Origin of the sequence: Marinobacterium sp. xm-g-48 (assembly GCF_013282925.1) — a bacterium.
Taxonomy (GTDB): Bacteria; Pseudomonadota; Gammaproteobacteria; order Pseudomonadales; family Balneatricaceae; genus Marinobacterium_E.
Genome location: NZ_WBYQ01000002.1, coordinates 351,291 through 376,423, shown reverse-complemented (window position 1 = coordinate 376,423; position 25,133 = coordinate 351,291). Strand labels below are relative to the sequence as shown.

The following is a 25,133-nucleotide window of genomic DNA, read 5'->3' as shown; positions in this document are numbered from 1 at the left end:
TTCACAAACAGCCGGGAGGCAATTGATGGCCAAAATCATCAAAGGGCCGACGACACGTGAGCTAATGTCCCAGCTTGCGAGCGAGTCAGAAGGACTCTCTACTAACGATCGTCGTGATTTTCTCCGCAAGGGTATCGCTGCTGTAGGCGGTGTTGCTGCTGCTAGTGTCGCAGGCACTGCAACGGCATCTGATGCTCTACTTAACTCAAACAACTTGCCACCAAATGAGCCAACTTGGGGTAAGCAGCTAGGTCACGGTGTTATTGAATACCCGTACGGCAACCCTTCGAAATTCGAAAGTGATGTTGTTCGTCGTACCGTACCTTGGTTGACAGCTGAGTCTATCTCTTCAATCTCAATGACACCTCTTCACGAGCTGAAAGGTATCATTACGCCAAACGGACTTGTGTTCGAGCGCTACCACGGTGGTGTTCCAACAATTAATCCTGAAGAGCACCGTCTAATCATCCACGGCCTTGTTGAGCGCCCACTGATCTTCACTATGGAAGATCTAATGCGCTTCCCATCTGAGTCGCACATCAAGTTCCTTGAGTGTCCAGCGAACGGTGGTATGGAGTGGCGTGGTGCGCAGATGGAAGCGCTTCAGTTTACACACGGCATGCTAAGCTGCTGTGAGTGGACAGGTGTTCCTCTACGCGTTCTTCTTGAAGAAGCGGGCGTTAAACCAGAAGGTAAGTGGGTACTTGCTGAAGGTGCTGACGGTGCGCACATGTCTCGTTCTATCCCAATCGAGAAGTGTCTTGATGATGCTCTGATTGTTTACGCACAGAACGGTGAGATGCTTCGTCCAGAACAGGGTTACCCAGTTCGTCTTCTTAACCCAGGTTGGGAAGGTAATACCTCTATTAAATGGCTTCGTCGTCTTGAAGTCGGTGATAAGCCTTGGCACCACCGTGAAGAGACGTCTAAGTACACAGACCTCATGGCTGATGGCCGTGCGCGTCGATTTACATTCGTTCAGGAAACTAACTCGGTTATCACTAGCCCATGTCCTGAAAAACCAATCCTTAGCCCAGGCATGATCGAGATCGAAGGTCTTGCATGGTCTGGTCGTGGTAAGATCAAACAGGTAGATATCTCGTTCGACGGCGGTGTCTCTTGGACGCCAGCTAACCTGAAAGGTCTAGTTCTTGAAAAAGCTCTGACTCGCTTCAGTCTTGTGACTAAGTGGGATGGTCAGCCATGGTTGCTACAAGCGCGTGCGATCGATGAGACAGGTTACGTACAGCCAACACTTAAGCAGCTTCGTGAAGTTCGTGGTGTTGAGTCTATCTACCACAAGAACGCTATCCATACTTGGAAAGTTGCTAACACTGGGGAGGTTTCGAATGTTCAACTCTCTTAAGCCAACCCTAGTTGCTGCTGCAGTTGCCGGCTCACTAGTTGCTGGTTCTGTAAACGCGGGTGAATCATTCGGCTTCGGTCGTACCGCGACTGCTGAAGAGATCGCTGGTTGGGACATCGATGTACGTCCTGACGGTATGGGTCTTCCAGTAGGTGAAGGTTCGGTAGAAGACGGTGAAGGTCTTTACGAAGCTAAATGTGCTGTGTGTCACGGTCTATTTGGTGAAGGTGAAGGCCGTTGGCCAGTGCTTGTAGGTGGTCAGGGTACTCTTGCTCAGGACCGTCCTACTAAAACTGTAGGCTCTTACTGGCCTTTCGCTTCGACTCTTTACGATTACATCTACCGTGCGATGCCATTTACGGCTCCACGTTCATTGACTCCGAATGAGACATACGCAATCTCTGCGTACATTCTGTACATGAACGAGATCGTAGAAGATGACTTCGTACTAACAAATGAAAACCTTGCTGACATCAAGATGCCAAACGAAGAGAATTTCTTCGTAGATCCGCGTCCTGATGTTAAGAACACGCGTTGTATGTCTGACTGTAAAGATCCTAATGCGATCATGATCACCGGTACTATCGGTGGTGTAACCCCAGTCGGTCACTTCGTTGAAGGTGCTGACGGTCCTGCCGCTTCTCACGAAGAGCAACACGCTCTTGAGCAAGCGAAAGAGAAAGAGCGTCTAAAAGCACTGGGTGTTGAAGTTGAAGAGGAGTCTCACTCTGCTAAGCCTGCTGAGCTATCAGCTGCTGCTAAAGAGGGTAAGGCGACTTACGAAGGTGCTTGTGCCGCATGTCACGGTATGGGTATCGCAGGCGCACCTAAGCTAGGTGATCAGGCTGCATGGGAAGCACGTATCGCACAAGGTATGGATGTCCTAGTAGACCACGCGATCAATGGCTACCAGGGTGATAACGGCATTATGCCAGCGAAAGGTGGTCGTATGGACCTATCTGACGAAGCTGTCGCTAATGCGGTTGCCTACATGGCAGAATCTAGTCAATAATTGACGGATGGCGGGGCGGTTAACGCCGCCCTGTTTTTTATAATAACAAGCACGAAAGTGCACGATCACTGAAGGAGTGACCATGCGAAAGTTGATCTCAGCCCTAGCAGTTGCAGGTGTAGCATTCACCGGTTCTGCAGTCGCGGGTTCACATAGCGAAGCGATGATCAAAGAAGGCCAAGCAATCTACCACGGTAAGTCACGTGGTAACTGTGTTGCTTGTCACAACATTCAAGATCCTATTACCAACCAAGCTGGTAACCAGGGTCCTATGATTATTGCTATGAAAGCACGCTACCCAAATAAAGCTGAGCTTCGTGCTCAAATTTGGGATGCTACTGCGAAGAATCCTCTGTCTATCATGCCACCAATGGGTAAGCATAATATTTTGACAGAAGATGAAATCGACGCAGTCGTAGAATACATTTATCAGTACTAATTAGACTCGATTTAGGTGGAGTAAAATGAGCATGAATCGTCGTACAGTTGTAAAAGCGATCGCTGCAAGCGGTGCGCTAATCGGTCTAGGTGCAATGATGCCACGCGTGGCAGTTGCTGCATGGAATAAAGATGCATTTAACGCAAAATCACAAGCTGATGCGCTAAACGCACTATACGGAAGCGCTGCAGAAGCAAGTGCTGACGTAATGTTGAAAGCTCCAGATATCGCTGAGAACGGTGCAGTTGTACCTGTATCAGTTGAATCTAAGCTGGCTAACGTTGAATCAATGGCTATCTTTGTAGAGCAGAACCCAACGCCTCTAGCGGCTGAGTTCGGTATCCCTGCTGGTACTGCTGCAGACGTGTCTACTCGTGTACGCATGGGTAAAACAACTAACGTAACTGCAGTTGTTAAGGCTGGTGGCAAGACTTACAGCGCTACCAAAGAAGTTAAAGTCACTATCGGTGGCTGTGGCGGTTAATAAGCGGTTTAGATTAGGAGAAGTATAATGGCTAAGATTTTTCGAGTTAAAGCTAGCGCACGTGGCGGTAAAACTACCGTTAAAATGATGGCTAAACACAACATGGATACAGGTCTTCAGAAGGGTAAAGATGGCAATCTTATCCCAGCTAAATTCCTGGATACTGTGTCTGTTTCTCACGGCGGCAAAGTCGTGTTTGAAGCGAACCTAAACACAGCTATCTCTAAAAACCCATACCTAGCATTCACTTTCGAAGGTGGCGCTAAGGGTGAAGAACTATCTGTTGCTTGGTCTGAAAACACAGGCGCAACTGGCACCGAATCTGCAAAGATCAAGTAATTGATCTCTGCTTACGGAGGACGCATGAATATAATAAAAAGCACACTACTTGGTTTGAGTGTTGCAGCTGCTAGCCAAATGGCAATGGCAGCAACTACGGGAGCTACTGTCGCAACTGTCGATCCAGAAGCTGACCGCATTGCACTGCAAGAATATATGAAAAACCGTTTCCCAGACACTCCAATGAGTGAGTACGTAAACGGTATCTATGCTGTTGACGCTGCGTCTCGTGCGCAGTGGGAAGAGATTGAAGAGTTCCCTCCTTACGAGCTAGACCTCGAAAAGGGTGAAGAGCTATTCAATACGCCTTTCGCAAACGGTAAAGGTTACGCTGACTGTTTCGAGAACGGTGGTATTGGCATTCGTCAAAACTTCCCATACTGGAACGACGAGCGTAAAACAGTTGTAACTCTAGAGATGGCGATCAACGAGTGTCGTATGACAAACGGTGAGAAACCACTAGGCTGGAAGAAGGGCGCTATTGCAGAGATCTCTGCATACATGGCCTACACTTCACGCGGTAACGAGTTTGCAATTGAGATTCCAAACGATGAGGCGAAAGCGGCTTACCTAGATGGTAAAAAGTTCTTCTACTCTAAGCGTGGTCAGTTGAACCTATCATGTGCTGACTGTCATTTGACTGGTACTAACCGTTTGGTTCGTGCCGACCTTCCAAGCCCAGCGCTAGGTCACACTACACACTTCCCTGTAGTACGTTCTAAATGGGGTAACATCGGTACACTACACCGTCGTTACGAAGGCTGTCACCGTGACTCTCGTTCAGAGTACTTGAAGCCACAAAGCGAAACTTTCCGTAACCTTGAGTACTTCCAGACTTACATGTCTAACGGTCTCATCGTTAACGGTCCTGGCGCACGTAAGTAAGGGGCAAACAGATGAAAAAGATCATTTCGATCGCAGCTGTTGCTGCACTTACACTGAGCTCTATGGCTTCTGCTCAAAGCTTCAGTGAAGCATTTGATGCAGCTCGTGCCCTTCAAGGTGCTAACGGCACGTTTGAATGGAACGGCAAGAAGTACAGCACACAGACAATCGAAGAAGCTTTGGCATCGAAACCAGCTAACGCTGAAAATGCTCAAGCACTATTCGATGCTGCTAAGGCTAAGTACAAAGAGTCACAAGAAGCAGGCTTTGCTTGGCGTGATACTAAAAAGTACTTGAAAGAGTCTAAAGAGGCGATTGCTGCTGGTGAATTCCAGAAAGCAATGGATCTTGCTGCTCGTGCTCACTACCAAGCACGTAAGGGTGTAGAGCAGCGTGACTACGCTGAAAAACATTGGATTGATGCAGTTCCTCCGTTGAACTAATCATATTCCTTACAAAAACCCGGTTATTGTGCCGGGTTTTTTTGTGCCAAAATTTTATATGACATTTTGTGATTAGGTTATTGTTTTTGGTAATAATGGTGCTATGATACTTACATCTTTCCAGAGCGTGATTTATCACTCTCTTCTTGTGAATGATTTAACCGTTTTCGCAGTGATCTTTGGGGCCTTTGGCCCCATTTTTTTGCCTTAACTCCACATCATTAAGATCGATAACATCGTAGGTGTAGCCAGTGTGAGCGCAACATTGGGGCCCATCAATTGATTGAGTTTCGTCTGATTAGCGGCATTGTTTAAAACCAAAATAGAGAGCCCGATCGCGGCTATTGAAACAGCCCCAGTAAGTAGTAGCCCAAATAGATCTGTTCCCACTGTCTGAATAAGCAGTACCATCCCAGCGATCATAACCGCGTTAAATAGGGTGTATACCTTGGCGCCGGTATGGCGTCCATAAGCGATGAGCAGGTGATATCGGCCTGAGGCACTGTCTGCATCGATATCCGGGTATTGATTTAATAGCAGTAAGTTATTCACCAGACAGAGTGGGATGATGGACGCTAGCACCGCCTGTTCTGTCAGACCGCCTGTCAGGCTCATGTGAGTCCCCAAAACCATGATCGGTCCAAAGCCAATTCCCGCAGAGATTAGGCAAGCGATTGGGTGTCTGTTCAGTACCGGGGTGTAGGTTAAAACAATAAAGAGACCCAAAATCCCCAAAGGCATTAACAGAGCAAGGTTCTGTTGCATTAAATAGAGCCCAGACAGCGTGCACAGTGAAAGCAGTGTTAATGCGACACTTTTAACCTCTTTAGCAGACTCAGGATGGCTGGGAAGCGCACCACTGCCGCCACTGAAGGGGGTTCGATCAGTGGTTAAGTCTAAGCCTGAGCAGTAGTCATGGTACTCATTGAGCATGTTGACGCTTATGTGAGCCAATAGCGCAGTGATAAGAACTAGTGCAGCTAATCCAAGATTTATGGATGTGACCTGGCTCGCCGTTGCGATGCCTAACAAGACACAGACGAAGGTAAGGATTAAGAAGTTGGGTCGTGCAGTCGCAATCAGAGTGGCAATTCGACGGTTCACAGCTGGGAGCCTCTATAAGGTTGGTGTCCCTATTGTAGAATCTAGGCGAAGCCGAAGCGAATGTGATTGGATGGATGAGTATCGCGGCCTTTGCAAGACCGCTCCAACAGGATGCTTTTGTTGGAGCCTTATCGAAGATGAGGCGATTTTTTTCAGAGAATCGCGGCCTTTGCAAGACCGCTCCAACTGGATGCTTTTGTTGGAGCCTTATCCAAGATGAGGCGATTGGGGTCTGACCTTCGGTCTGACCCCATTGTTCGACTATTTATCTAAAGCGTTAAACCACTGCCCGAGCATGACGCGCTCTTCCGGTAGCATGCCCGTTAGGTTGCCTAAAGGCATCGCCTGAGTCGCGACAGACTGTGCATGAATGCGTGCAGCGCTCATTAGAACATCCTCTTCTGTCTCCAGAATGACACCGGCAGGGGGAGCAGTGAACATCTCACTGGTTGGGTTCTTAGCGTGACAGCTAGTGCAGCGCTCATAGACGATCTGAGTCGCTTGCGCCAGGGTGACGTTGTTACTGCTTAGGGTAGCTTCCATACCTCGATTAGGGTGCGTCACATAAGCAAGGCAGATCATACCCAGAGCCGCGAAGGGGAGTGTCCATGCAAATTTTTGACTCTCGTGGCGGGTATTGAAGTAGTGGCGAACACCGACACTCAACAACGCAATCGCAAATAGAATGGCCCAGTTCCACTCATGGCCATAGGTGCTTGGGTAGTGGTTGCTGATCATAATGAACAGCACTGGCAGCGTCAGGTAGTTGTTGTGGCGAGAGCGAAGCAGGGCACGAGCGGGCTGTTTTGGATCAGGTTCGCGACCCTCTTTAATTGCTGCAACCAGATCACGCTGTCCCGGCATGATGACGCGGAATACGTTACCCACCATCATGGTGCCGGTAATGGCGCCGATGTGAATGTAGGCAGCACGACCACTGAACACCTGAGTAAAGGCCCAGGCCGCAATAATCAGCAGCATCAGTAGAACCAATCCAAGCAGTGCCGGTTGTTTACCTAAGGGTGATTCACACAAGAAATCATAAATAAACCAACCTGCGATCAGTGACGCGATACTGATCGCAATGCCTTCCCATGCAGTTAGGCCTGAGCCAGGGGCGAGTAGGTAGAGTTCGGCATTTAGGTAGTAGACAACTGCCAACAAGGTAAAACCAGAGAGGAAGGTGGTGTACGCTTCCCATTTAAACCAGTGTAGGTTTTCCGGCATCTGTGGCGGGGCAAGTTTGTACTTCTCTAGATGGTAGATACCACCACCGTGGATGGCCCATAGATCGCCCGATAGACCCTCTCTAGGACTCTTACGGTTTAGGTTGTTCTCCAACCAGACAAAGTAGAAAGAGGCACCAATCCACGCGATACCAACGATCATGTGTATCCAGCGGACCAGTAGGTTGAGCCATTCTGTGTAGTGCGGATCCATATCGACCTCTAAGCGTTTAAATGATTGATATCTGCATCAAGAAGAGTGATCTCTCCGTCAGCAAAAAAGTGTTCGTCGCAGTTATTACCTTCGCCTTTGCGGTCAACGATCAGAAAATCACTGCCGTTCTCTAGCGCTAGGATAGGGTGATGCCACACCCCTTTACCGTAGTTCAGACCCTGACGCCCGTTGCTAATAAAAGCGCGAATATCGTTTGGGTTAGGCTGATCTGCAGGTGGCGCGACGACGATCAGAAAGCGTTGGCGCTCCATCGGGATGAAGGCTTGACTCCCCTGAGGGTGGCGCTCAAGCATCTTGATTTCGAGCGGGTAACTTAAGGTATCTGCCTTGAAGATACTGATAATGGCTTGGTCCTCTTGGCGATTCAGTTCAACCGTTGCCAATTGATGAAACCGCTGAGTTGAGCCATTGTTAATAGGAAAGTGATCAGAGCCTTCCGTCTCGATTACTTGGCCAAAAGGTTCTAAAGCCTCTTTTGTTAACGGTTCAATGGTCAGAGATCTCATCATTCACTCCTATTAAAGGGTTGGTTTACCAAAGACTCTTAAGCGCGACACACCACCATCTGGGTGGATGTTGAGCTTAACGTGAGTAATCGGTCCAAACTCAGGATCTACAGAAAATTTGTGAATCGAGTCGGCGCTTAGCTTCTGGTTAGGTAAGAGTGTTTTCCAAAATAGGCTCTGAGTGGCGATCTGTTCAGGTGAACCGCCACGAACATAGGCCGCTTGAATGTCACAGCTGTCAGGGAAGTTGCCTTTAAAGTGAGCAGTATCGATCTCGATCTCCTCTGCAACCCCTGGACTACCTAATGCCAGAATGACCCAGTCATAGCCTGGTGAGCGGCGGCGTGCTGTCTCCCAGCCATCACCCATATTAACGCCACGGCCAGGATTGGTTAGGTTGCCCATTTTCCCGAAATGCTCATCACTACAGGATAGGGCACAACCGCCATTCAGTGCCGAGACTAGATCGATGCTTTGTGAGTTGTCGACCGAATCCCAGTCGATAAACGGACGTCCATAGACTCGGAAACGCGCAATGCCACCGTCTGGGTAGATGTTTAGGCGAACGTGAGACCAAGGCTGATCGTTGTTCACTTCAAATAGGTGTTCGCTATCGCCCTGAAGATCGACCGATGGAAGCAGTGTGTACCACTTAGTTTTATCATCTGGATCCTGATCTGGCGAGTAACAGACATCGACAGAAGCTGACGGAGGAAAGTTTCCGGTAAAGAAGTTTGTGTTGATCTCTATGGCTTGAATCATGCCCGGTGCGCCAAGACGAATGATTGCATAGTCATAACCTTCAAAACGCTTGCGGCGTGATTCCCAGCCATCCATCCACTTACCAGCATCATCGTAAACACCCTCTTTCCAGACAGGGGGTTCAGGATTTAGCATGCGGTTCACTTCGGCGAACCAGTCATCGGTAACAAAGGTCGCTTTGGCTCCTAGGCGAGCATCTGCAAGGTTAACTAAGCGTTTCAGTTTCTGTTCGTTCATCTATACAACCTCACAAATCGGCCAGACGGAATGCGGCAATTTTATTTATTTCGGCTAACGCTTGAGCAAACTCTTGCTCTGGCGAGTTATTGATACGCTCCTCAAAGCCAGAGAGGATTGCATGTTTGTTGCTCCCTTTAACGGCCATGATAAATGGAAATTGGAATTTGGCTTTGTAGGCATCATTGAGCTCGGTAAAGCGAGCAAACTCCTCGTCGGTTAGTGTATCGATGCCCGCGCTGGCCTGTTCTGACGTCGATTCTGCCGTTAGTTTGCCTGCTCGTGCCGCTTTTCCGGCTAAGTCTGGGTGGGCAATAATGACACCGAGCTGCTCCTCATGGCTAGCACTCAAGAAACAGTCGGCCATTAATCGGTGAAGCTCATCAATGAGATCGTGCTCTGCTGTGATCCCTTGATCAAATGCTTGTTCAGCAATCCAAGCGGAGTGCTCATAGATGCCACCAAATTTGGTAACGAATTCCTGTTTTGTTAGCTCGCTAGGTGAGCCAAATGCAAAGGTGACACTCATCATTAAGCCTCAGGTTTGTGGTGTTGATGCCAGTGGCGGGCAATATCGATGCGACGTGCGTACCAGACCTTGTCATGACTTTGTACGTAATCTAAGAAACGTTGCAGTGCTGCAATGCGTCCGGGGCGACCCAGTAGACGACAGTGCATGCCGATCGATAGCATTTTAGGGGATCTCTCACCTTCTGCGTAGAGGACATCAAAGGCGTCTTTTAAGTATTGGAAAAAGTGCTCTCCGGTATTAAAGCCTTGCACCTGCGCAAAACGCATATCGTTGGTATCCAGTGTGTAGGGGACAACGAGATGTTTGCCTTTCGGTCCATCGACCCAGTAGGGCAGGTCATCAGCGTAGGAGTCAGAGTCGTAAAGGAATCCACCTTCCTCCATGACTAACTGACGAGTGTTGGGGCTATCTCGACCGGTGTACCAACCCAGTGGGCGTTGTCCGGTTACTCGCTCGATGATCTCAATGGCTTCCTGCATCTCTTGACGCTCTTGCTCCATCGGCATCTCTTGGTAGGTAATCCATTTTAGAGCGTGTGAACAGATCTCATATCCAGCATCAACGAACGCTTGGGTGACATCAGGGTGGCGTTCCAATGCAGTCGCAACACCAAAAATGGTCAGAGGGATATCCCGTTTTTGGAAGGTATCTAATAAGCGCCATACACCGGCGCGACTTCCGTACTCATAGATCGACTCCATACTCATATGGCGTTGACCTGGGAAGGGGACAGCGGAAGGCATTTCCGAAAGAAAGGCTTCAGACTCTGAGTCGCCATGAAGAATGCAGCGCTCGCCTCCCTCTTCGTAGTTGAGTACAAATGAGAGAGCAATGCGCGATTCATTCGGCCAAGCTGCGTGCGGTGGATTCTTTCCGTAACCGACCAGATCGCGAGGGTAGTTGTTCATACCTAAAACTCCAATATTGATGAGCAGATTGTATACAATTTGTCAGTCAGGTAAATAGCGTAAAAGCATTAAACAGGCTCTAATCATGCAGATAATGCCAATTATCCGATAGACTTTAGTCGACTATTGCTCTATTTGTTAGATTTTATGTATACAAATCGGTATACATAATTAATCAATATTGAGGATTTCATATGAACGGTTATCTAACAACTCATGTTTTAGACACTGCCAACGGTTGTCCTGGTGAAGGGATTGAGCTAACCCTTTTTAAGGTTGAAGAGGGGCAATTAATCGAAGTGGTTTCTGCAGTGACGAATGACGACGGTCGTGTTGATTCTCCAATTCTTCCTAAGGGGGAGTGTGTCAAAGGGGTCTATGAGTTGCACTTCATGGCGGGTGATTACTTTAGACGTCGCGGCACTGAGCTCGCTGAGCCTGCTTTTTTGGATCAGGTTGTTATCCGTTTCGGTATTGCTGACGAAGAGGCGCACTACCATGTACCGCTTCTGATCTCGCCCTACAGCTACTCAACTTACCGCGGTAGCTAAGTAAGAGTTTTCACAGTGGTTGAGCCTAAATCCACACGTCAAAAATCTAAGACTCAAGATCAGCACATCTACGAGGAGATTTTTGACGCCATTTTAGAGCAACGGCTCTGGCCAGGTACTCGCCTGAAAGAGGAGTCCTTGGGTGAAATCTTTGGTGTATCTAGAACCATTATACGACGCACGCTCAGTCGATTAGCGCACGAGCGTGTTGCGGTTTTTGAACCCAACCGCGGTGCCTTTGTTGCTGAACCCGATGTCTCGGATGCTCGTCAGATTCTTGATGCTCGTCGTCTTATGGAGTTAGCCATTGTTGAGAGGGTGGCAGAACGTGCCTCGTCGATCAAAGGCGAGTTTAAGAAACTCTATGATCTGATCGAGCAGGAGCATAAAAGCAGTGCGGCAGCCGACAAGGGCACGGCCATTCGTTTGTCGGGTGAATTCCATTTAGAGTTAGCACGCCTCTCTGGCAATAAACCCCTGGAGGGGTTTCTTCACTCCCTGGTACCGCAAACCTCATTAATCATCGCCCTCTATCAGGCCAAAGAGGGGAGTCGTTGTGCCATTGATGAGCACAGTCGTCTGCTGGATGCGCTGAAGCTGGGTGATGCCGAGGAGGCGAAGCGTTTAATGGGTGAGCATCTAGATCATATTGAAGAGCGTTTGGCTCTGGATGAGTCACCGGGTAACCGAAATTTGGCTAAGGTGTTTGGGCGCCGAACTGAAAAAGCTGGCGCATAATGGTGCGTCAAGTTAAATTGGATGCACACTAAAGGTGCAACAGCTTGAGTTTCTGACCTGTTGGTTAATGATTTATTCATTTATATCAATGGGTTAGTGAAGTTGGCATTTGATGCGCTAACAAAAATAAGAAGGCTGCATTGAGCAGTTGTTTGGAGGCAATAATGAGCAATGAAAAGATTTCGGCAGCGCAGATGCGCGATCCGAATTAGACCCCACCGATGCATCTAGCAATTCCGCTAGGCATTCAACACGTATTGGCGATGTTTATCGCAAACGTAACCCCAGCGATCATCGTTGCGGGTGCAGCGGGATTTGGCTTTGGTTCAAATTCACCTGACTTCCCTAATATGATCTACATGATGCAGATGTGTATGTTCCTTGCGGGTGTTACAACGCTGCTTCAGACAATTGGTGCAGGCCCTGTGGGTGCACGTCTTCCGATCGTACAAGGTACCAGTTTCGCATTCATTCCTATTCTTATCCCACTGGTAGCGGGTAAGGGTGTTGAAGCGATGGCTATGGTGACCGGTGGTGTCCTAGTCGGTGGTCTATTCCAAGCAGCGCTAGCGCCATTTATTGGTCGTCTTCGTTTTGCTCTACCTCCATTGGTAACAGGTCTGATCGTTCTGATGATCGGTTTGTCACTTCTTAAAGTGGGTATTCAGTACGCGGCAGGTGGTGTTCCAGCGATTGGTAAGCCTGAGTTTGGTTCTTTAGATAACTGGACTGTTGCCGGTACTGTTGTGGTTGTAACCCTAGGTCTGAAATTCTACGGCAAAGGCATGATCAGCTCAGCGGCTGTCTTGATCGGTCTGATTGCAGGTTACGTTCTGGCCTACTTTATGGGTATGGTTAACTTCGGTAACGTTGGCCGTGCTGCAAGCTTTGCGCTGCCACAGCTCTTCCCATTCGGAATCGAGTTCGGCGCAGGTGCCATCATCGGTATCGCACTCATGTCATTCATCTCTGCGATTGAGACAGTGGGTGACGTATCGGGTATCACCAAAGGTGGTGCGGATCGTGAAGCAACTGATACTGAGATCAAAGGCGCAACTTATGCCGACGGTCTAGGTACAGCGCTATCTGCTCTAGCTGGTGCACTGCCAAATACATCCTTCTCGCAAAACGTCGGTCTGATCGCAATGACGCGTATGATGAGTCGTCACGTGGCAACCATTGGTGCGATCTTCCTGATCGTCTGTGGTCTGATCCCTAAAGTGGCTGCTCTCATCTCTACAGTGCCAATCGAAGTATTGGGTGGTGGTGTTATCGTGATGTTCGGCATGGTGGCCTCTTCAGGTATGAAGATGCTGGCTGATGTAGACTGGAACAGCCGTAACATGGTGATCTTTGCGGTATCGCTATCGCTTGGCTTGGGTCTAATGCAGGTTCCAGAAGCGCTTCAGCACCTAGACGGTACGGTAAAAGCACTGCTAACAACAGGTCTTCTACCAGCAGCAGTCTGCGCCATCGTACTCAACCTGTTTATGCCTCATCCTAAGAAGGAAGAGGAGTAAGTTTTTAACTTACCTTTCTAATCGATCAAAGGCCCCTTATGGGGCCTTTTCAGTTGGAGCCTTATCACAGATGAGGCGATTTTTATCAGCACGCATCGCGGCCTTTTCAAGACCGCTCCAACGGTTCGCACGCTGAATTGATGTTGGAGCCTTATCGAAGATGAGGCGATTTATATCGGTAAAAATCGCGGCCTTTTCAAGACCGCTCCAACGGTTCGCACGCTGAATTGATGTTGGAGCCTTATCAAAGATGAGGCGATTTCTATCAGTAAACATCGCGGCCTTTATAAGACCGCTCCAACGGTTCGCGCGCCGAGTTGGTGTTGGAGCCTTATCAAAGATGAGGCGATTTCTATCAGTAAACATCGCGGCCTTTATAAGACCGCTCCAACGGTTCGTTCGCCGAGTTGGTGTTGGCGCCTTATCGAAGATGAGGCGATGGCCACCAGCTCGGTAGCATCGCCTGTATCTCACGCGATGCAAATCGAGGATCAATCAGCGTCAGCGTTCCTCGATCCTCAGCCGTGCGTATTAAACGCCCACAAGCTTGAATTACCTTTTGCAAACCTGGGTAAAGGTAGGTGTACTCATATCCCTTTCCGAATCGCTCATCAAAACTGTTTCGCATCAGATCATGAAACTCATCAAAGGGCGGTAGGCCCAAGGTGGCAACCGTTACGCCAATCAGTCGATCTCCTGGAAGATCGACCCCTTCCGAAAAAAGACCACCCAGTACTGCTAAACCCAGTTTTCGACTCGTTGGTGAAAAAGCATCTAAAAAGTCCTGTCGCTCGGCATTGGACATGGCCTGCCTTTGCGGATGCAGATCAATCTCTGGATCCATCTCAGCAATAGCCTTTTCAATCTCGTTTAGATAGCTAAAGCTGGAGGCAAAGAAGAGGTGGTTGCCAGGATTTTGGTGATACAGCTCCACCAGTAACTCTGCGATAGGTTGTATCGAACGCTCTCTGAATTGATAACGAGTATCGATATCTCTGCGAAGGGTTAATCGGATCTGGTCAGGTTCAAAGGGAGAGGGCAGTGACCCTGATACGGGTTCATTTAGGCCAAGCAGTTGTTGGTAGTAGCCAAACGGCTTTAGCGTGGCAGAGAAGAGCGTCAAGCTGTGAAGAGATTGCCAGCGCTCAACAAGGAATAGCGATGGATCCATATTGAGTATGGCTAACTCGCCTCTGCCTCTAAGGCGTTTCTCTACTCGGGCAATGGAGTGCTCGCCAAACTGTTCAGCCAACTTTAAATAGGCCGAAGAGGCAAAGAGTAGATTTTGCAGCTCCATGCTTGATGGGTCCATGGCCAGCTCTTCACCGATGACTGAGCAGAGTTTCTGCAGTGCATTCTCTAGTTTGTCTGGTAGGTAGTTAATAAACTCTTGTTCACCTGTTCGATCACTAAATAGCTGTTGCCAGGCACGTTGCACAGAATCCAAGGCGCGTTGTAAATCCTGATTGTTAGTATCAAAACGATAATCACTCTGGTGAAGTTCCAGCGAGTAGAGGTCACGACAGCGGCTGATCAAATTGTGAGACTCATCCACCAGTGCCGAGACCTTTCGCTCATCTTGTACAAGGTAGCCATACAAAATAGCACTAGGTGCTAGAAATTGATTGATATCAGCCACCACAATATCCGCCCAACGCGCCAATTCTTGCCCTAAAAAGTAGGGGCAGAGGGAGTGCTGCTTGGCGAGCCTTTGCAGAGCGGTCTGATCAAAGGTCTGTTGTTGTTTTGTAAACGCTTCATCACGAGCAGCCGGTAGGCGATCAAAAAAGCCTTTTGCCAGTGGGCAGCTATCGCCCTGGCAGAGCTTGTCTGGCTCGATGCAGCCTGCCTCTTTTGAGGTCATCTCTACAAGCGAGAGCGGAATGGGTGAGTCGCTTTGAATTAACTCAAAGGCATCCAGTGCCACTCTACGGGCTGTATTTCGGGTTGTCAGATAGTAGAGGCTGTCCAACGACTCGGTCTGAAGCGCCTTAATCGCTGGAAACAGGGTGCCCAAGGTTTTGCCTGAGCCAGTGGGCGCCTCTATAAGCAGTTGTTTAGCTCTGTTGTTTGCTTTGTAGACGGCTTCAGCCAGCTCCCGCTGCCCCTTTCTGAAATTTGGAAAAGGGAAAGCGAGCGACGCAATATGGCTTTGCCGAGCCGCTCGGTGTTGATCGAGAGTGCTCTGCCAAGTTTGATAGTGAGTCACTCGTTGTTTGAGCTCTTCGATCAACTGTTCAGCATCCACAGTAAAGTCGAAGTGTGTAACTTCGTCGGAAGCGATCTCCAGGTAGCTCAATCTCAAGTGAATCTCTTGCAATGATTCACTCATGCATAGCATGGCACCATAGCTTCGAAGTTGTGCCATATGAAGCTGTCGCTGTCCCGTTGACTGGCGTTCAAGATCCCCTCGGTGTGTCTTTATCTCTTCAACACGATTCTGGTTAGGGTCCCAACCATCGGCTCTGCCTTTTAGCTGGAAATCTTCGATATCCACAGCCACAGGGAACTCTGGGATATAGCTCTTGGGACGACGCATTTGCAGTCGTTTATGCCCCTGTATTCCCTCCAGTGCTGTGGGGGCCGGCGTATATCTTAGATCGATATCACCAGATCGATCACAAAACTCACATAGGGTGCGAACGGAGAGGGCTCTCATTCGGGGTGGCTCCACTCGATCCAGTAGACGGAGCAGGGGATGTCATGACGAACAAAAAAATCGAGCCAGAGTTTTTGGTTGTCTTGAATGCGATCGCCTGGCCCCTTCACTTCGATCAGTTCATAACTCTCGTCGTCACTGTTAAATCGAATCAGATCAGGAAGACCGCTACGATGCGTTCTAATATCCATCAAAAGTCGTTCAAAAATCCTTTTTAAATGATCTGCAGGGATAAAATTTAATGCCCGCTCAACAAGTTCCTCTGTCAGTACAGACCAATGGATGAAGCTGTTTGTTATACCCTGTTTCTCTCTAAATCGTTGCCGAATGGTTTCACGATACTGGCCCGTTTCTATTTGAGTCATCGCCTCAGTGATGAGAGGGTAGCGTCTCTCTTTGAAGTGACTTCGGTAGAGGTCGGCTGGGCGGGATTGGAAGGGGTTAAAAAAAGCGCCAGGAACCGGGGCATAGATCACATCCCAGAAGAGCAAGCCAAAGAGTCCATTGATTAAGTGGTTTTCGACGTAATGGCTGTGCGAGTTTTCGCTCGTTAAGTGCTCTGCAACCTGTCGTTCAACGGATACCCCCTCTATTTGATCCAGGGTTAATCTCTGTTGAGGCGGGGCTAGGAGTGTAGACGCACTGTATTCAACGCCCAGTTTTTTACTGCTACGTTTTAACAGACGCTGGTAGGCAAGTTGAGTTAGCGGGGTAGGATTGTCCTGTTGAAATAGCCGTGTCCGCTCATGACACTCTTCCAGTTTCCCTAAGCGCTCTAATAGGCGGAGTTCGCGTATGTGAGCATCTTGAATGCTCAGTTGCTGATAGACCCTCAGGGCCTGTGTTTGATCCTCTCGCTCCAACTCTCTCGCCAATAGATAGAGCACACGATCTTTGCGACCTGCCAGCCAACTGCTTATCGGTTCGATTTTTTGGGCGGCTAGAATTCTCTCTTCAATCGATAAGAGACTATCGCCGGACAACAGATGCTCTAATTCGATGTATTGATCAAGGTCCTCTCTGCGGTGAAACGCTCGACTCTCTAGGCTAAGTTCAACGGGCTCATAGTTGAAGTAACCTAGCTCCGTAACGACAAATTCACTCCAGCTTTGATGTAGGTTTCCAAAAAACATCAACTTGAGACGCTGAAATAGTGGATCACACAAAAGATGGAGAGTATCACCAAGCAGAGGTAGATGCTGGTGAAGGGGAAGGGGGGCAGTGTTACTCATTTGCAGTGAGTCATACAGGGTCTGTTTTGAACTGCTTTTACTTAAGGGTTTTGAGCTCAGTTGGTTGTGCAACATTAACAACTCTTGTCGATTAAGCAGTTTGAAACACTCTTGAACGGATAGCGGTTGGTTGAGTGCTATCAGTTTGGCACTGACTAATGAATCAATTAACGCTTCAGTTGGCTCCGTGATCTCTTGGTAGTGCTCGATGTGGCGCATCAAAAAATTAGATTGGCTGCGCATCACCATTCTTATTAACAGTGCCTTCGCTGGCTCGCTCAATGACTGAAATTGAGACAGTCGATCTAACTCTTCTTCTGTCAGAAGATCCTGATAAACCTTCACGACCCAGTCGATCAGTGTCTGTGCATTTTGTAGGTAATAGAGAGGGTTGGTTAACTCGGCTGTAGTGATTGAATGGGTCATCTTAATGAGTTTATCTCTAGACCGTAAAGGCTACAAAGTAGAAAGAAAAAACCAAAAGGTTGGTTTCATTATGCCAGAAATGGACTGCTCTTAAATGAGGATAAATCCCTTTTCTATCGGAAGTTATAAATGCAGTTCTCTCTTGGTAGTAATTTATTCATCAATGCCTTTTTACGATTATTAATCGTGCTGTTAGTCCCAATAGGGCTTTACAGTTACACGATTATTGAGACTGAGACAGCGCGTTATGAAAATGAACGTCAAGTCACTGATGACCTGCTTGAATCCGTTGGGGTCGTTATCCAAGAGGATCTTGATTTTCTATCACAAGATTTAGAGACCTTGATCAACTCCAAAGAGATCATAGAGTACACAAACAACCCCAGCGAAGAGGCCAGGCGAGGTGTTGAGAACTACTTCGCGCTTCTTTCAACGGTCAGTCGACGTTACGATCAGGTTCGAATTCTATCCAATCTTGGGTATGAAACCGTTCGAGTGAACTACTCTTCAGGCGAGACTGTCATAACTCCTACTGCGTTTCTGCAAGACAAATCCAACCGTTACTATTTTTTCGAGGCCTTAAACCTAGGTCCGAATGAGAGTTATGCATCACAGCTTGACCTGAATGTTGAGAATGGTCAGATAGAACAGCCCCATAAACCGATGATTCGTTTAAGTCACAAACTGATAAATGATGCTGGCGATCTGGTGGGTGTATTAATACTGAACTATCTAGCTGAGAACATTCTGCATGAGATGGATGTGGCAGCAACGCTCCCAGGGAATATTGAGTTGGTTGATGATGAGGGCTACTGGATCTTTGATGAGACAGGTCAATTTAATTGGAGTCGCCAACTCGGGGGGCAAAGCAGTTTTGCCGATACTCACCAGGCGATCTGGTACTCACTCAAAGCCACTAACGATAACCAGGTCAATAAAATAGAGGAAGCCTCGGTGTTAAGGCTTCAATACCCACGTTCTATCGGAAGTCTGGTCGTTGAATCACCCCGATCACTTTATCTTATCTCCGAGTTTGAGCCCCTCAACCTTCCGAAGCTGGTACAAAAGGAGTTGCTTCAACCCATTCCCATTGGCGTTGGACTAACCCTGGCGTTATTGAGCCTGTTATGGAGCCGCGCGGCCGTTAACGAGTTGATTGCAGAAAATACTTTAAAAAAAGAGTCTGCGATACGTGAAAAAATCATCAGTAATTCACTGATTCCGACCATTTTGATCACCGATAAAGGACTGATTGTTGAGTTTAACCAGGCGGCCGAGAAGCTCTTTGGATATACACACTCAGAGGTGCTCAATCAAAACGTCAAAATGCTGATGCCGGATCCTATGAGGTCACATCACGATGGCTATTTAGACAGCTATAAAAGAACCGGCGTTAAACATGTAGTCGAAAGCTCGCGAAAAAGTTTTGCACTGACGAAAGAGGGGCAAACCTTCCCAGTCGAAATTGCCGTGACTCAGATCTGGATTGGTGAGAAACCCTATTTTGTCGGTAACCTGCGTGATTTGACGGCTGAGTATAAACTGGAAAGCCAAGCTCAAGCCTATCGAGAAGAGCTAGAGCAAGCAGTAGAACAGCGCACAATGGAATTGGCTGCAACGAACGAAGAGCTGATCAGTCGTTCGCAAGAGGCGGAAAGGCTCGCCGCGGTTAAGAGTGAATTTTTAACCAATATGAGTCATGAGATTCGCACACCTCTGAACTCAATCATTGCCATGTCACAGATGTTACAGCGCAAAGGCAGTGAGTTAGATGCTGAACACATTGGTGCTCGATTAATGGCCGCAGGACAATCCCTACTTGCGGTGATTAATGACATTTTGGACTACTCAAAACTGGGTGTTCATAAACTGGATTTATCGCCCAGTACTTTTGATTTAGAAAAATTGGTTAACAACCTATCGGCGATTATGCACAGCGCTGCACTGAATAAACCGCAGGTTGAGTTGGTGATTAACAATGCCACCCATCTGGAAAATCAGGTAGTGGGTGATGAAGTTCGCATTCAACAGGTCTTAGTGAATCTTATCGGCAATGCGATTAAGTTTACTGAGTCGGGCTACGTCCAATTAGAGATCATTACGCTCAGTAAAACGGCCGATTCTGTTGAGCTGCTTTTCTCGGTCAAAGACAGTGGTATTGGCATCGCCGAAGAGAATTTAAATCTGATATTCGAAGCCTTCGAGCAGGGCGAGGCAGGCACCCATTCAAAATTTGGGGGGAGTGGTTTAGGACTCTCAATCAGTCAATCACTCCTTAACTTGATGGGGTCTGCTCTGAAAGTTGAGAGTCAGCAGGGTAAGGGCAGTACTTTCTCATTTGTTCTAACCATGCCTTTGGGGGATGCGTCCGTTAGACACCAGAGCCGCTCACTGGATGTATTAATCGCAGACGATCATGAGGTAGCGCGTGAAGCGATTCGATCCATTGTCGACTCGATTGGCTGGCGCTCTGAAGTGGTCAATGGTGGTGCTATGGTCATTGATAAAGTGATCAAGGAATCAGAAATTAAAGACATTATTCTGTTAGATTGGGATATGCCTGATGTGGATGGATTAACGGTTGCGAAGCAGTTGAAAACTCATTTGCCTAGCGATAAAACGCCAATCATCGTCATGGTGACCGCTTACGGAATGGATCAAGTTAAAAGCTCATCTGACAGTCAATACGTGGATCTAATTCTTGAAAAACCGATCACAGCATCAGATCTATACGATGCCTATCAAAAAACGATTCAACCGAACACGATTCAATACAAAAATGATGCGGCCCACTCCTTGCAAGACATACGACTGTTGGTAGTAGACGATAATGAATTTAACCGCGAGGTGGCGGTTCTATCGTTTGAATCAGAAGGGGCGACTGTTATTACCCTAAATGATGGGCAAGAGGCGGTAAATTGGCTGAAGAGTCATGCAACTGAGGTCGATCTTATCTTAATGGATGTGCAGATGCCCATCATGGATGGTTATCAAGCAACAGAGATGATACGCAAAGAGTTGAAACTGGATATTCCAATTGTGGCTTTGACTGCGGGCGCTTTTGAACAGCATAAGCAGGCCGCTCTGGATTCTGGAATGAACGACTTTATCGCTAAACCTTTTGATATCGATAGGTCGATCGAAGTCATTAAAAAATGGGTGTCAAATGTAACTATGGTCGATGAGCTTTCGATAGAGGATTTAGAGCTTCGTCTAAAAAATCACGCGACTCAAGACCGTAATGATGTGCTCCAGCAAAGTACTGATAATGCAGACCTCAGACAAGAGGCTGTAAACATCTCTAAAGAACAATCAAAGGATGCTGAAGAGTTTGATTCTGAATTTTTCAATCGAGAGCAGGCACTCACCTACTGGAAAACAGAGGCCAAACTGAAGAGCTATTTGGTTAGGTTTAAATCAGAATATCAGTCGGTTGATGAACAGCTAAGAACACTGGACCCTGTTGCAGCTGAACAGTTAGCACACAAGTTAAAAGGGGGGGCAGCGGTATTAGGTTTACAAGCAATCAGTCACAAGGCTAAAGCGTTGATGGATGTCTACAACTCACCAAGCCTTGGAGATGTTGATCTTTTAATCGATGAACTAAAAACGATACTCGATGAAACTTGGCGTTTCATCGATCAGTATACCCAGTAACTCTCAACCCATTCCTAAGGTACAATCATCGTTACGAATTAAACGATCCGGTAGCGATCGTGCCTTAGTAACAGGGATGAAACCTTGGAAAAACTCAAATTAGAACCGACCAAGCACACACTGTTTGAAGATCTACAGGCCATAGTGACGGGTACCCTTGCGGTTGCAATGGGTGTTCTATTTCTTAAAGAGGCGGGCTTATTAACAGGAGGAACTACGGGGTTAGCGATCTTAATTCACTACTCAACCGGTTTTAATTTTGGGTTGACACTGTTTCTAACCAATCTGCCATTTTACCTGCTGGCCATCGTTCAGATGGGGTGGGCTTTCACCTTAAAAACCATGCTCTCTGTTGCACTGGTCTCCTTACTGACAGAATTGGTTCCAAACTGGTTGGTCATAGAGGGAATCGATCCTCTATTTGCCAGTATCGGTGGCGGCCTCCTAATTGGAATTGGCCTTCTGATAGTCTTCAGACACCAAGCCAGCTTGGGTGGATTGAATGTTCTCGTGCTCTTCATTCAAGAACGCTACGGTATTCGTGCTGGTAAATTACAGATGGTACTGGATTCACTGATCGTGATTGCTGGTGTGTGGTTAGTCACCCCATGGCTTTTGGCGGTCTCTGTACTCGGCGCCATCGTATTGAATTTCGTCCTGACCACCAATCATAAACCGGGCCGCTACACAGGTTTTTAGGAGTCATAATGAATCGTCGTTGTCCTGTCTGCCAAACGTCCCTTAGAGGGCCTGAGTACTCACGAAAGCGCCAATCCTACCTTACGGCGTTCGACTGCCCATCCTGCGAAACCCCCTTGAAGCTAGCCAATGACGTCTATCTATGGGTCTTGCTAGCCTTTCAAGTTCTGCCAATCTCCATTTTGTCAGAACAGCTCACTGAAACTCGCTTAGCAGATACTCTCATGACCGGCTCAGGTCTTTTGACTCTAATCGGAGTGATAGGTGTCGTTGTTCGGTTTCGTTACGTGAAAGCCTAATATCATAGGGTATTGATAGCCGCATCCGCGGCTCTTTTTATTTTTATTACGTAATTTATTTAATTTTTTCTTGTTAGATAGATGGTTCCACTCTAAAATGTAATTAAATTACATATAAGAACACCTTTAGGTGCAGAGGAGTGGGAAGTGGTACATCCTAAGTTAGCTGAAGTTACTGAACGTATAGTTGAAAGAAGCCGTGCTTCACGTGCTGACTACGTCGCTCGTATGGAAGCCGCAAAAAGCTCTAAAGTAACTCGCTCTACACTCGCTTGTGGCAACCTTGCTCATGGCTTTGCCGCCTGTGGTGAGCAAGATAAAAACACCCTAAAGATGATGGAGAGTGCCAACGTCGGCATTATCTCTGCTTACAACGACATGGTTTCGGCGCATCAGCCTTTCCAGCACTTTCCTGAACTGATTAAACAAGCGGTCAATGGCATGGGTGGCGTTGCACAGGTGGCGGGTGCTGTGCCTGCAATGTGTGATGGTGTGACTCAGGGTCAAGATGGCATGGAGTTGAGTCTATTCAGTCGCGATACCATCGCCATGGCTACCGCGGTTGGTCTATCGCACAACATGTTTGATGCTGCCCTTTGCTTAGGGGTGTGTGACAAGATTGTACCGGGTCTGTTGATTGGTGCGCTTAGCTTTGGGCATCTTCCTGTTATTTTTGTACCGGCAGGTCCTATGCCGAGTGGTTTGCCTAACAAAGAGAAAGCGCGTATTCGTCAGGAGTATGCAGAGGGTAAGGTAGGTCGAGATGCGTTGTTGCAGTGTGAATCAGACTCTTACCACAGTGCGGGCACCTGTACATTCTATGGTACAGCGAACTCAAACCAGCTATTGATGGAGGCGATGGGTCTTCATCTGCCGGGTTCATCATTCATCAACCCTTACACACCGCTCCGTGACGAGTTGACGAAAGCCGCTGCTGAACAGGTCTGTCGTATTACCTCTTTGGGTTCTGATTACCGTCCGCTCTATCAGGTGATCGATGAGAAGGCGATTGTAAACGGTATTGTGGCACTACTGGCTACCGGTGGATCTACCAACCACACCATGCACATCATTGCGATGGCTCGTGCAGCCGGTGTCATTGTGAACTGGGACGATATGTCTGATCTATCTGATGTAGTGCCTCTATTAACCCGTATCTATCCCAACGGCTCTGCTGATATCAACCACTTCCAAGCGGCCGGTGGCATGTCTCTTCTATTCCGTGAGCTGCTTAGTGCAGGTCTGTTGCACGAGGATGTTCTGACAGTGACGGGTAATGGCCTAAAAGACTACACCCAAGAGCCTTTCCTAGAAGAGGGTAAATTGGTTTGGCGATCAGGCCCTGAAGCCTCTTTGGATGCAGAGGTTATCTCAACTGCAAAAGCGCCGTTCTCCAATAACGGTGGGGTTAAAGTGATGCGCGGTAACCTTGGTCGCTCAGTGATTAAGGTTTCGGCAGTACCGACAGAGAATTACGTCGTGGAAGCGCCTGCTGTGGTGCTTCACGAGCAGGATGATCTTAAAGCCCTCTATGAAGCGGGTGAGCTCAATAAAGATTGTGTAGTGGTTGTTCGCTTCCAGGGGCCTGCGGCTATCGGTATGCCTGAACTGCACAAGCTGACGCCCTTCTTAGGATCTCTGCAAGACAAGGGGTACAAGGTTGCTCTGGTGACAGATGGCCGCATGTCAGGTGCATCTGGCAAGATTCCAGCGGCGATTCACCTAACACCAGAAGCTCTGCACGGTGGTGCTATTGCTAAGATCCAAGACGGTGACCTGATTCGTCTTGATGCGCATACCGGTGAGCTGACGCTGCTGGTTGATGAGGCTGAGTTGGCGGCACGTGAATGCGCGACTCAGGATCTATCGGCCCACCAGTTCGGTATGGGGCGTGAGATGTTTGCAGGCATGCGTTCTCTAGTATCAGGTGCGGAAGAGGGTGCCTCTATCTTCTTCGGAACTAAACAGTAAAAGGATTTCGAATAATGAGCATTAATGTTGATGCGTTGTTAACCACCTCTCCGGTCATGCCCGTTCTTGTCATTGAACGCGTGGAAGATGCTGTGCCCTTGGCAGAAGCATTAAAAGCTGGTGGTTTAAAGGTTCTTGAAGTGACTTTGCGCACCGATTCAGCGATTGAAGTGATCAAAGAGATTGCTGACAAAGTCGACGATGTCATTGTAGGTGCGGGCACGGTGACTAAACCGGAAGAGTTTCAACAGGTTCAAGAGGCTGGCGGCATGTTTGCCATTAGCCCTGGTGCAACTGATGCTCTGTTTAAGGCGGGCTTGGAATCTGATATGCCCTACCTACCAGCAATCAGCTCGGTTGCCGAGATGATGCGTGGTATGGAATTTGGTTTTGAGGCGTTCAAGTTCTTCCCAGCGGAAGCTGCGGGTGGGCCTAAGATGCTTAAAGCGATTTCGGGTCCATTCCCACAGGTTCGTTTCTGCCCAACGGGTGGCATTAATGAAAACAACTTTACCGATTACTTGAGCCTGCCCAGCGTTAACGTGGTTGGCGGTTCATGGGTAGTACCAACCGATCTGATCGATGCAAAAGATTGGGACGGTATTACCAAACTAGCTTCAGACGCAGTGGCTAAGGCCTCTGCACTGTAGACCTCCTGTTTCCTAAAGGTCGTGGAAACTGAGTGCATCTGCACTCCTTTCGCCGCCCCATCCCGGGCGGCTTTTTTATGTCCAGGACGGACGGTATCCTGCGAGCGCAGGACGCGCAGGAGCAGGGCATGTCCAGGACGGACGGTATCCTGCGGTTCCACGGATGGAAAGGAGCAGGCGTTGGAGCCTTATCGTAGATGAGGCGATCTAAGGTGACAGGCCTTCAGCCTGTCATCCGCGGGTCAACTTTATA

At 48.1% G+C, this 25,133-nt stretch carries 24 protein-coding genes; 15 read left to right on the top strand and 9 right to left on the bottom strand.

Going from position 1 to position 25,133, the window contains the following annotated elements; genetic code table 11:
* The first annotated feature begins 25 nt into the window (after nt 1-25).
* From soxC to XMG48_RS05665, 7 genes are all read left to right on the top strand, one after another.
* Nucleotides 26-1,366, top strand: coding sequence for a sulfite dehydrogenase (gene soxC, locus XMG48_RS05695; RefSeq protein ID WP_173481091.1), 1,341 nt, complete (start codon nt 26-28; stop codon nt 1,364-1,366).
* Complete coding sequence (locus XMG48_RS05690) at nt 1,350-2,378, top strand: c-type cytochrome (protein ID WP_173481090.1); 1,029 nt, start codon at nt 1,350-1,352, stop codon at nt 2,376-2,378. The genes soxC and XMG48_RS05690 overlap by 17 nt, the downstream gene beginning before the upstream one ends.
* An 82-nt stretch (nt 2,379-2,460) precedes the next feature.
* Complete coding sequence (soxX, locus tag XMG48_RS05685; RefSeq protein WP_173481089.1) at nt 2,461-2,817, top strand: sulfur oxidation c-type cytochrome SoxX; 357 nt, start codon at nt 2,461-2,463, stop codon at nt 2,815-2,817.
* A gap of 31 nt (nt 2,818-2,848) precedes the next feature.
* Nucleotides 2,849-3,301, top strand: coding sequence for a thiosulfate oxidation carrier protein SoxY (gene soxY / locus XMG48_RS05680; protein WP_254442920.1), 453 nt, complete (start codon nt 2,849-2,851; stop codon nt 3,299-3,301).
* 27 nt (nt 3,302-3,328) lie between these two features.
* Nucleotides 3,329-3,640 carry a thiosulfate oxidation carrier complex protein SoxZ gene (soxZ, locus tag XMG48_RS05675; RefSeq protein ID WP_173481087.1) on the top strand — a complete coding sequence of 104 codons (312 nt, stop codon included), beginning with the start codon at nt 3,329-3,331 and terminating at the stop codon, nt 3,638-3,640.
* 24 nt (nt 3,641-3,664) lie between these two features.
* A complete protein-coding gene (soxA, locus tag XMG48_RS05670) occupies nt 3,665-4,525 on the top strand; it encodes a sulfur oxidation c-type cytochrome SoxA (RefSeq protein ID WP_173481086.1) in 861 nt (286 codons plus the stop codon).
* Between the two features lie 11 nt (nt 4,526-4,536).
* Nucleotides 4,537-4,968: a hypothetical protein gene (locus XMG48_RS05665; protein ID WP_173481085.1), complete on the top strand. Its 432-nt coding sequence runs from the start codon at nt 4,537-4,539 to the stop codon at nt 4,966-4,968.
* 207 nt (nt 4,969-5,175) lie between these two features.
* On the opposite strand, the gene XMG48_RS05660 is transcribed toward XMG48_RS05665, so the two are convergent.
* The 6 genes from XMG48_RS05660 to puuE form a co-directional block, all read right to left on the bottom strand.
* Complete coding sequence (locus XMG48_RS05660) at nt 5,176-6,072, bottom strand: prenyltransferase (RefSeq protein WP_173481084.1); 897 nt, start codon at nt 6,070-6,072, stop codon at nt 5,176-5,178.
* 261 nt (nt 6,073-6,333) lie between these two features.
* On the bottom strand, nt 6,334-7,512 hold the full coding sequence (locus XMG48_RS05655) for a urate hydroxylase PuuD (RefSeq protein WP_173481083.1): 1,179 nt from the start codon (nt 7,510-7,512) through the stop codon (nt 6,334-6,336).
* An 8-nt stretch (nt 7,513-7,520) separates the two neighbouring features.
* Nucleotides 7,521-8,039: an ureidoglycolate lyase gene (locus XMG48_RS05650; RefSeq protein ID WP_173481082.1), complete on the bottom strand. Its 519-nt coding sequence runs from the start codon at nt 8,037-8,039 to the stop codon at nt 7,521-7,523.
* 12 nt (nt 8,040-8,051) lie between these two features.
* The gene (gene alc, locus XMG48_RS05645; RefSeq protein WP_173481081.1) at nt 8,052-9,038 is read right to left on the bottom strand and encodes an allantoicase; all 987 of its coding nucleotides are present in this window, start codon (nt 9,036-9,038) and stop codon (nt 8,052-8,054) included.
* 10 nt (nt 9,039-9,048) lie between these two features.
* Complete coding sequence (gene uraD, locus XMG48_RS05640) at nt 9,049-9,570, bottom strand: 2-oxo-4-hydroxy-4-carboxy-5-ureidoimidazoline decarboxylase (protein WP_217363823.1); 522 nt, start codon at nt 9,568-9,570, stop codon at nt 9,049-9,051.
* On the bottom strand, nt 9,570-10,478 hold the full coding sequence (puuE, locus tag XMG48_RS05635; protein WP_173481080.1) for an allantoinase PuuE: 909 nt from the start codon (nt 10,476-10,478) through the stop codon (nt 9,570-9,572). Before puuE ends, uraD begins: the two co-directional genes overlap by 1 nt.
* 194 nt (nt 10,479-10,672) lie before the next feature.
* On the opposite strand from puuE, the gene uraH reads away from it, so the two are divergent.
* The 3 genes from uraH to XMG48_RS05620 all read left to right on the top strand — a co-directional run bounded on the left by uraH (nt 10,673) and on the right by XMG48_RS05620 (nt 13,287).
* On the top strand, nt 10,673-11,029 hold the full coding sequence (gene uraH / locus XMG48_RS05630; protein ID WP_173481079.1) for a hydroxyisourate hydrolase: 357 nt from the start codon (nt 10,673-10,675) through the stop codon (nt 11,027-11,029).
* Nucleotides 11,030-11,044: 15 nt separating this feature from the next.
* Nucleotides 11,045-11,767: a GntR family transcriptional regulator gene (locus tag XMG48_RS12000; protein WP_173481078.1), complete on the top strand. Its 723-nt coding sequence runs from the start codon at nt 11,045-11,047 to the stop codon at nt 11,765-11,767.
* Between the two features lie 221 nt (nt 11,768-11,988).
* On the top strand, nt 11,989-13,287 hold the full coding sequence (locus XMG48_RS05620; RefSeq protein ID WP_217363822.1) for a uracil-xanthine permease family protein: 1,299 nt from the start codon (nt 11,989-11,991) through the stop codon (nt 13,285-13,287).
* Between the two features lie 36 nt (nt 13,288-13,323).
* Here XMG48_RS05620 and XMG48_RS05615 read toward each other — a convergent pair whose 3' ends face one another.
* Genes XMG48_RS05615 through XMG48_RS05605 form a run of 3 tightly spaced genes read right to left on the bottom strand, consistent with a single transcriptional unit; the run spans nt 13,324 to nt 17,604 of the window.
* Nucleotides 13,324-13,653 carry a hypothetical protein gene (locus XMG48_RS05615; protein WP_173481077.1) on the bottom strand — a complete coding sequence of 110 codons (330 nt, stop codon included), beginning with the start codon at nt 13,651-13,653 and terminating at the stop codon, nt 13,324-13,326.
* A gap of 55 nt (nt 13,654-13,708) precedes the next feature.
* Nucleotides 13,709-15,946: an ATP-dependent DNA helicase gene (locus XMG48_RS05610; RefSeq protein WP_173481076.1), complete on the bottom strand. Its 2,238-nt coding sequence runs from the start codon at nt 15,944-15,946 to the stop codon at nt 13,709-13,711.
* The gene (locus XMG48_RS05605) at nt 15,943-17,604 is read right to left on the bottom strand and encodes a VRR-NUC domain-containing protein (RefSeq protein ID WP_173481075.1); all 1,662 of its coding nucleotides are present in this window, start codon (nt 17,602-17,604) and stop codon (nt 15,943-15,945) included. The genes XMG48_RS05610 and XMG48_RS05605 overlap by 4 nt, the downstream gene beginning before the upstream one ends.
* A gap of 129 nt (nt 17,605-17,733) precedes the next feature.
* Between XMG48_RS05605 and XMG48_RS05600 the strand changes: the two genes are divergently transcribed.
* The 5 genes from XMG48_RS05600 to XMG48_RS05580 all read left to right on the top strand — a co-directional run bounded on the left by XMG48_RS05600 (nt 17,734) and on the right by XMG48_RS05580 (nt 24,880).
* The gene (locus XMG48_RS05600) at nt 17,734-21,261 is read left to right on the top strand and encodes a response regulator (protein ID WP_173481074.1); all 3,528 of its coding nucleotides are present in this window, start codon (nt 17,734-17,736) and stop codon (nt 21,259-21,261) included.
* Between the two features lie 84 nt (nt 21,262-21,345).
* Nucleotides 21,346-21,960 carry a YitT family protein gene (locus tag XMG48_RS05595; protein ID WP_254442928.1) on the top strand — a complete coding sequence of 205 codons (615 nt, stop codon included), beginning with the start codon at nt 21,346-21,348 and terminating at the stop codon, nt 21,958-21,960.
* 8 nt (nt 21,961-21,968) lie between these two features.
* Nucleotides 21,969-22,259, top strand: a complete 291-nt coding sequence (locus XMG48_RS05590; RefSeq protein ID WP_173481073.1) for a hypothetical protein — start codon at nt 21,969-21,971, stop codon at nt 22,257-22,259.
* 147 nt (nt 22,260-22,406) lie between these two features.
* Entirely contained in the window at nt 22,407-24,230 is a 1,824-nt protein-coding gene (gene edd, locus XMG48_RS05585) for a phosphogluconate dehydratase (protein ID WP_173481072.1), read from the top strand.
* Between the two features lie 14 nt (nt 24,231-24,244).
* Nucleotides 24,245-24,880 (top strand): bifunctional 4-hydroxy-2-oxoglutarate aldolase/2-dehydro-3-deoxy-phosphogluconate aldolase, encoded by a 636-nt coding sequence (locus XMG48_RS05580; protein ID WP_173481071.1) that lies wholly within the window; start codon nt 24,245-24,247, stop codon nt 24,878-24,880.
* Nucleotides 24,881-25,133: the final 253 nt, after the last annotated feature.

What these genes read in the sequence shown, in the direction of transcription:
- XMG48_RS05590 (WP_173481073.1), top strand. Translation starts at nt 21,969, where the DNA reads ATGAATCGTCGTTGTCCTGTCTGCCAAACGTCCCTTAGAGGGCCTGAG.
- uraD (WP_217363823.1), bottom strand. Translation starts at nt 9,570, where the DNA reads ATGATGAGTGTCACCTTTGCATTTGGCTCACCTAGCGAGCTAACAAAA.
- uraH (WP_173481079.1), top strand. Translation starts at nt 10,673, where the DNA reads ATGAACGGTTATCTAACAACTCATGTTTTAGACACTGCCAACGGTTGT.
- XMG48_RS05615 (WP_173481077.1), bottom strand. Translation starts at nt 13,653, where the DNA reads ATGTTTACTGATAGAAATCGCCTCATCTTTGATAAGGCTCCAACACCA.
- XMG48_RS05605 (WP_173481075.1), bottom strand. Translation starts at nt 17,604, where the DNA reads ATGACCCATTCAATCACTACAGCCGAGTTAACCAACCCTCTCTATTAC.
- XMG48_RS05620 (WP_217363822.1), top strand. Translation starts at nt 11,989, where the DNA reads ATGCATCTAGCAATTCCGCTAGGCATTCAACACGTATTGGCGATGTTT.
- alc (WP_173481081.1), bottom strand. Translation starts at nt 9,038, where the DNA reads ATGAACGAACAGAAACTGAAACGCTTAGTTAACCTTGCAGATGCTCGC.
- XMG48_RS05665 (WP_173481085.1), top strand. Translation starts at nt 4,537, where the DNA reads ATGAAAAAGATCATTTCGATCGCAGCTGTTGCTGCACTTACACTGAGC.
- XMG48_RS05610 (WP_173481076.1), bottom strand. Translation starts at nt 15,946, where the DNA reads ATGAGAGCCCTCTCCGTTCGCACCCTATGTGAGTTTTGTGATCGATCT.
- XMG48_RS05600 (WP_173481074.1), top strand. Translation starts at nt 17,734, where the DNA reads ATGCAGTTCTCTCTTGGTAGTAATTTATTCATCAATGCCTTTTTACGA.
- XMG48_RS05650 (WP_173481082.1), bottom strand. Translation starts at nt 8,039, where the DNA reads ATGAGATCTCTGACCATTGAACCGTTAACAAAAGAGGCTTTAGAACCT.
- XMG48_RS05690 (WP_173481090.1), top strand. Translation starts at nt 1,350, where the DNA reads ATGTTCAACTCTCTTAAGCCAACCCTAGTTGCTGCTGCAGTTGCCGGC.
- soxX (WP_173481089.1), top strand. Translation starts at nt 2,461, where the DNA reads ATGCGAAAGTTGATCTCAGCCCTAGCAGTTGCAGGTGTAGCATTCACC.
- XMG48_RS05580 (WP_173481071.1), top strand. Translation starts at nt 24,245, where the DNA reads ATGAGCATTAATGTTGATGCGTTGTTAACCACCTCTCCGGTCATGCCC.
- soxZ (WP_173481087.1), top strand. Translation starts at nt 3,329, where the DNA reads ATGGCTAAGATTTTTCGAGTTAAAGCTAGCGCACGTGGCGGTAAAACT.
- XMG48_RS05655 (WP_173481083.1), bottom strand. Translation starts at nt 7,512, where the DNA reads ATGGATCCGCACTACACAGAATGGCTCAACCTACTGGTCCGCTGGATA.
- soxC (WP_173481091.1), top strand. Translation starts at nt 26, where the DNA reads ATGGCCAAAATCATCAAAGGGCCGACGACACGTGAGCTAATGTCCCAG.
- puuE (WP_173481080.1), bottom strand. Translation starts at nt 10,478, where the DNA reads ATGAACAACTACCCTCGCGATCTGGTCGGTTACGGAAAGAATCCACCG.
- soxA (WP_173481086.1), top strand. Translation starts at nt 3,665, where the DNA reads ATGAATATAATAAAAAGCACACTACTTGGTTTGAGTGTTGCAGCTGCT.
- soxY (WP_254442920.1), top strand. Translation starts at nt 2,849, where the DNA reads ATGAATCGTCGTACAGTTGTAAAAGCGATCGCTGCAAGCGGTGCGCTA.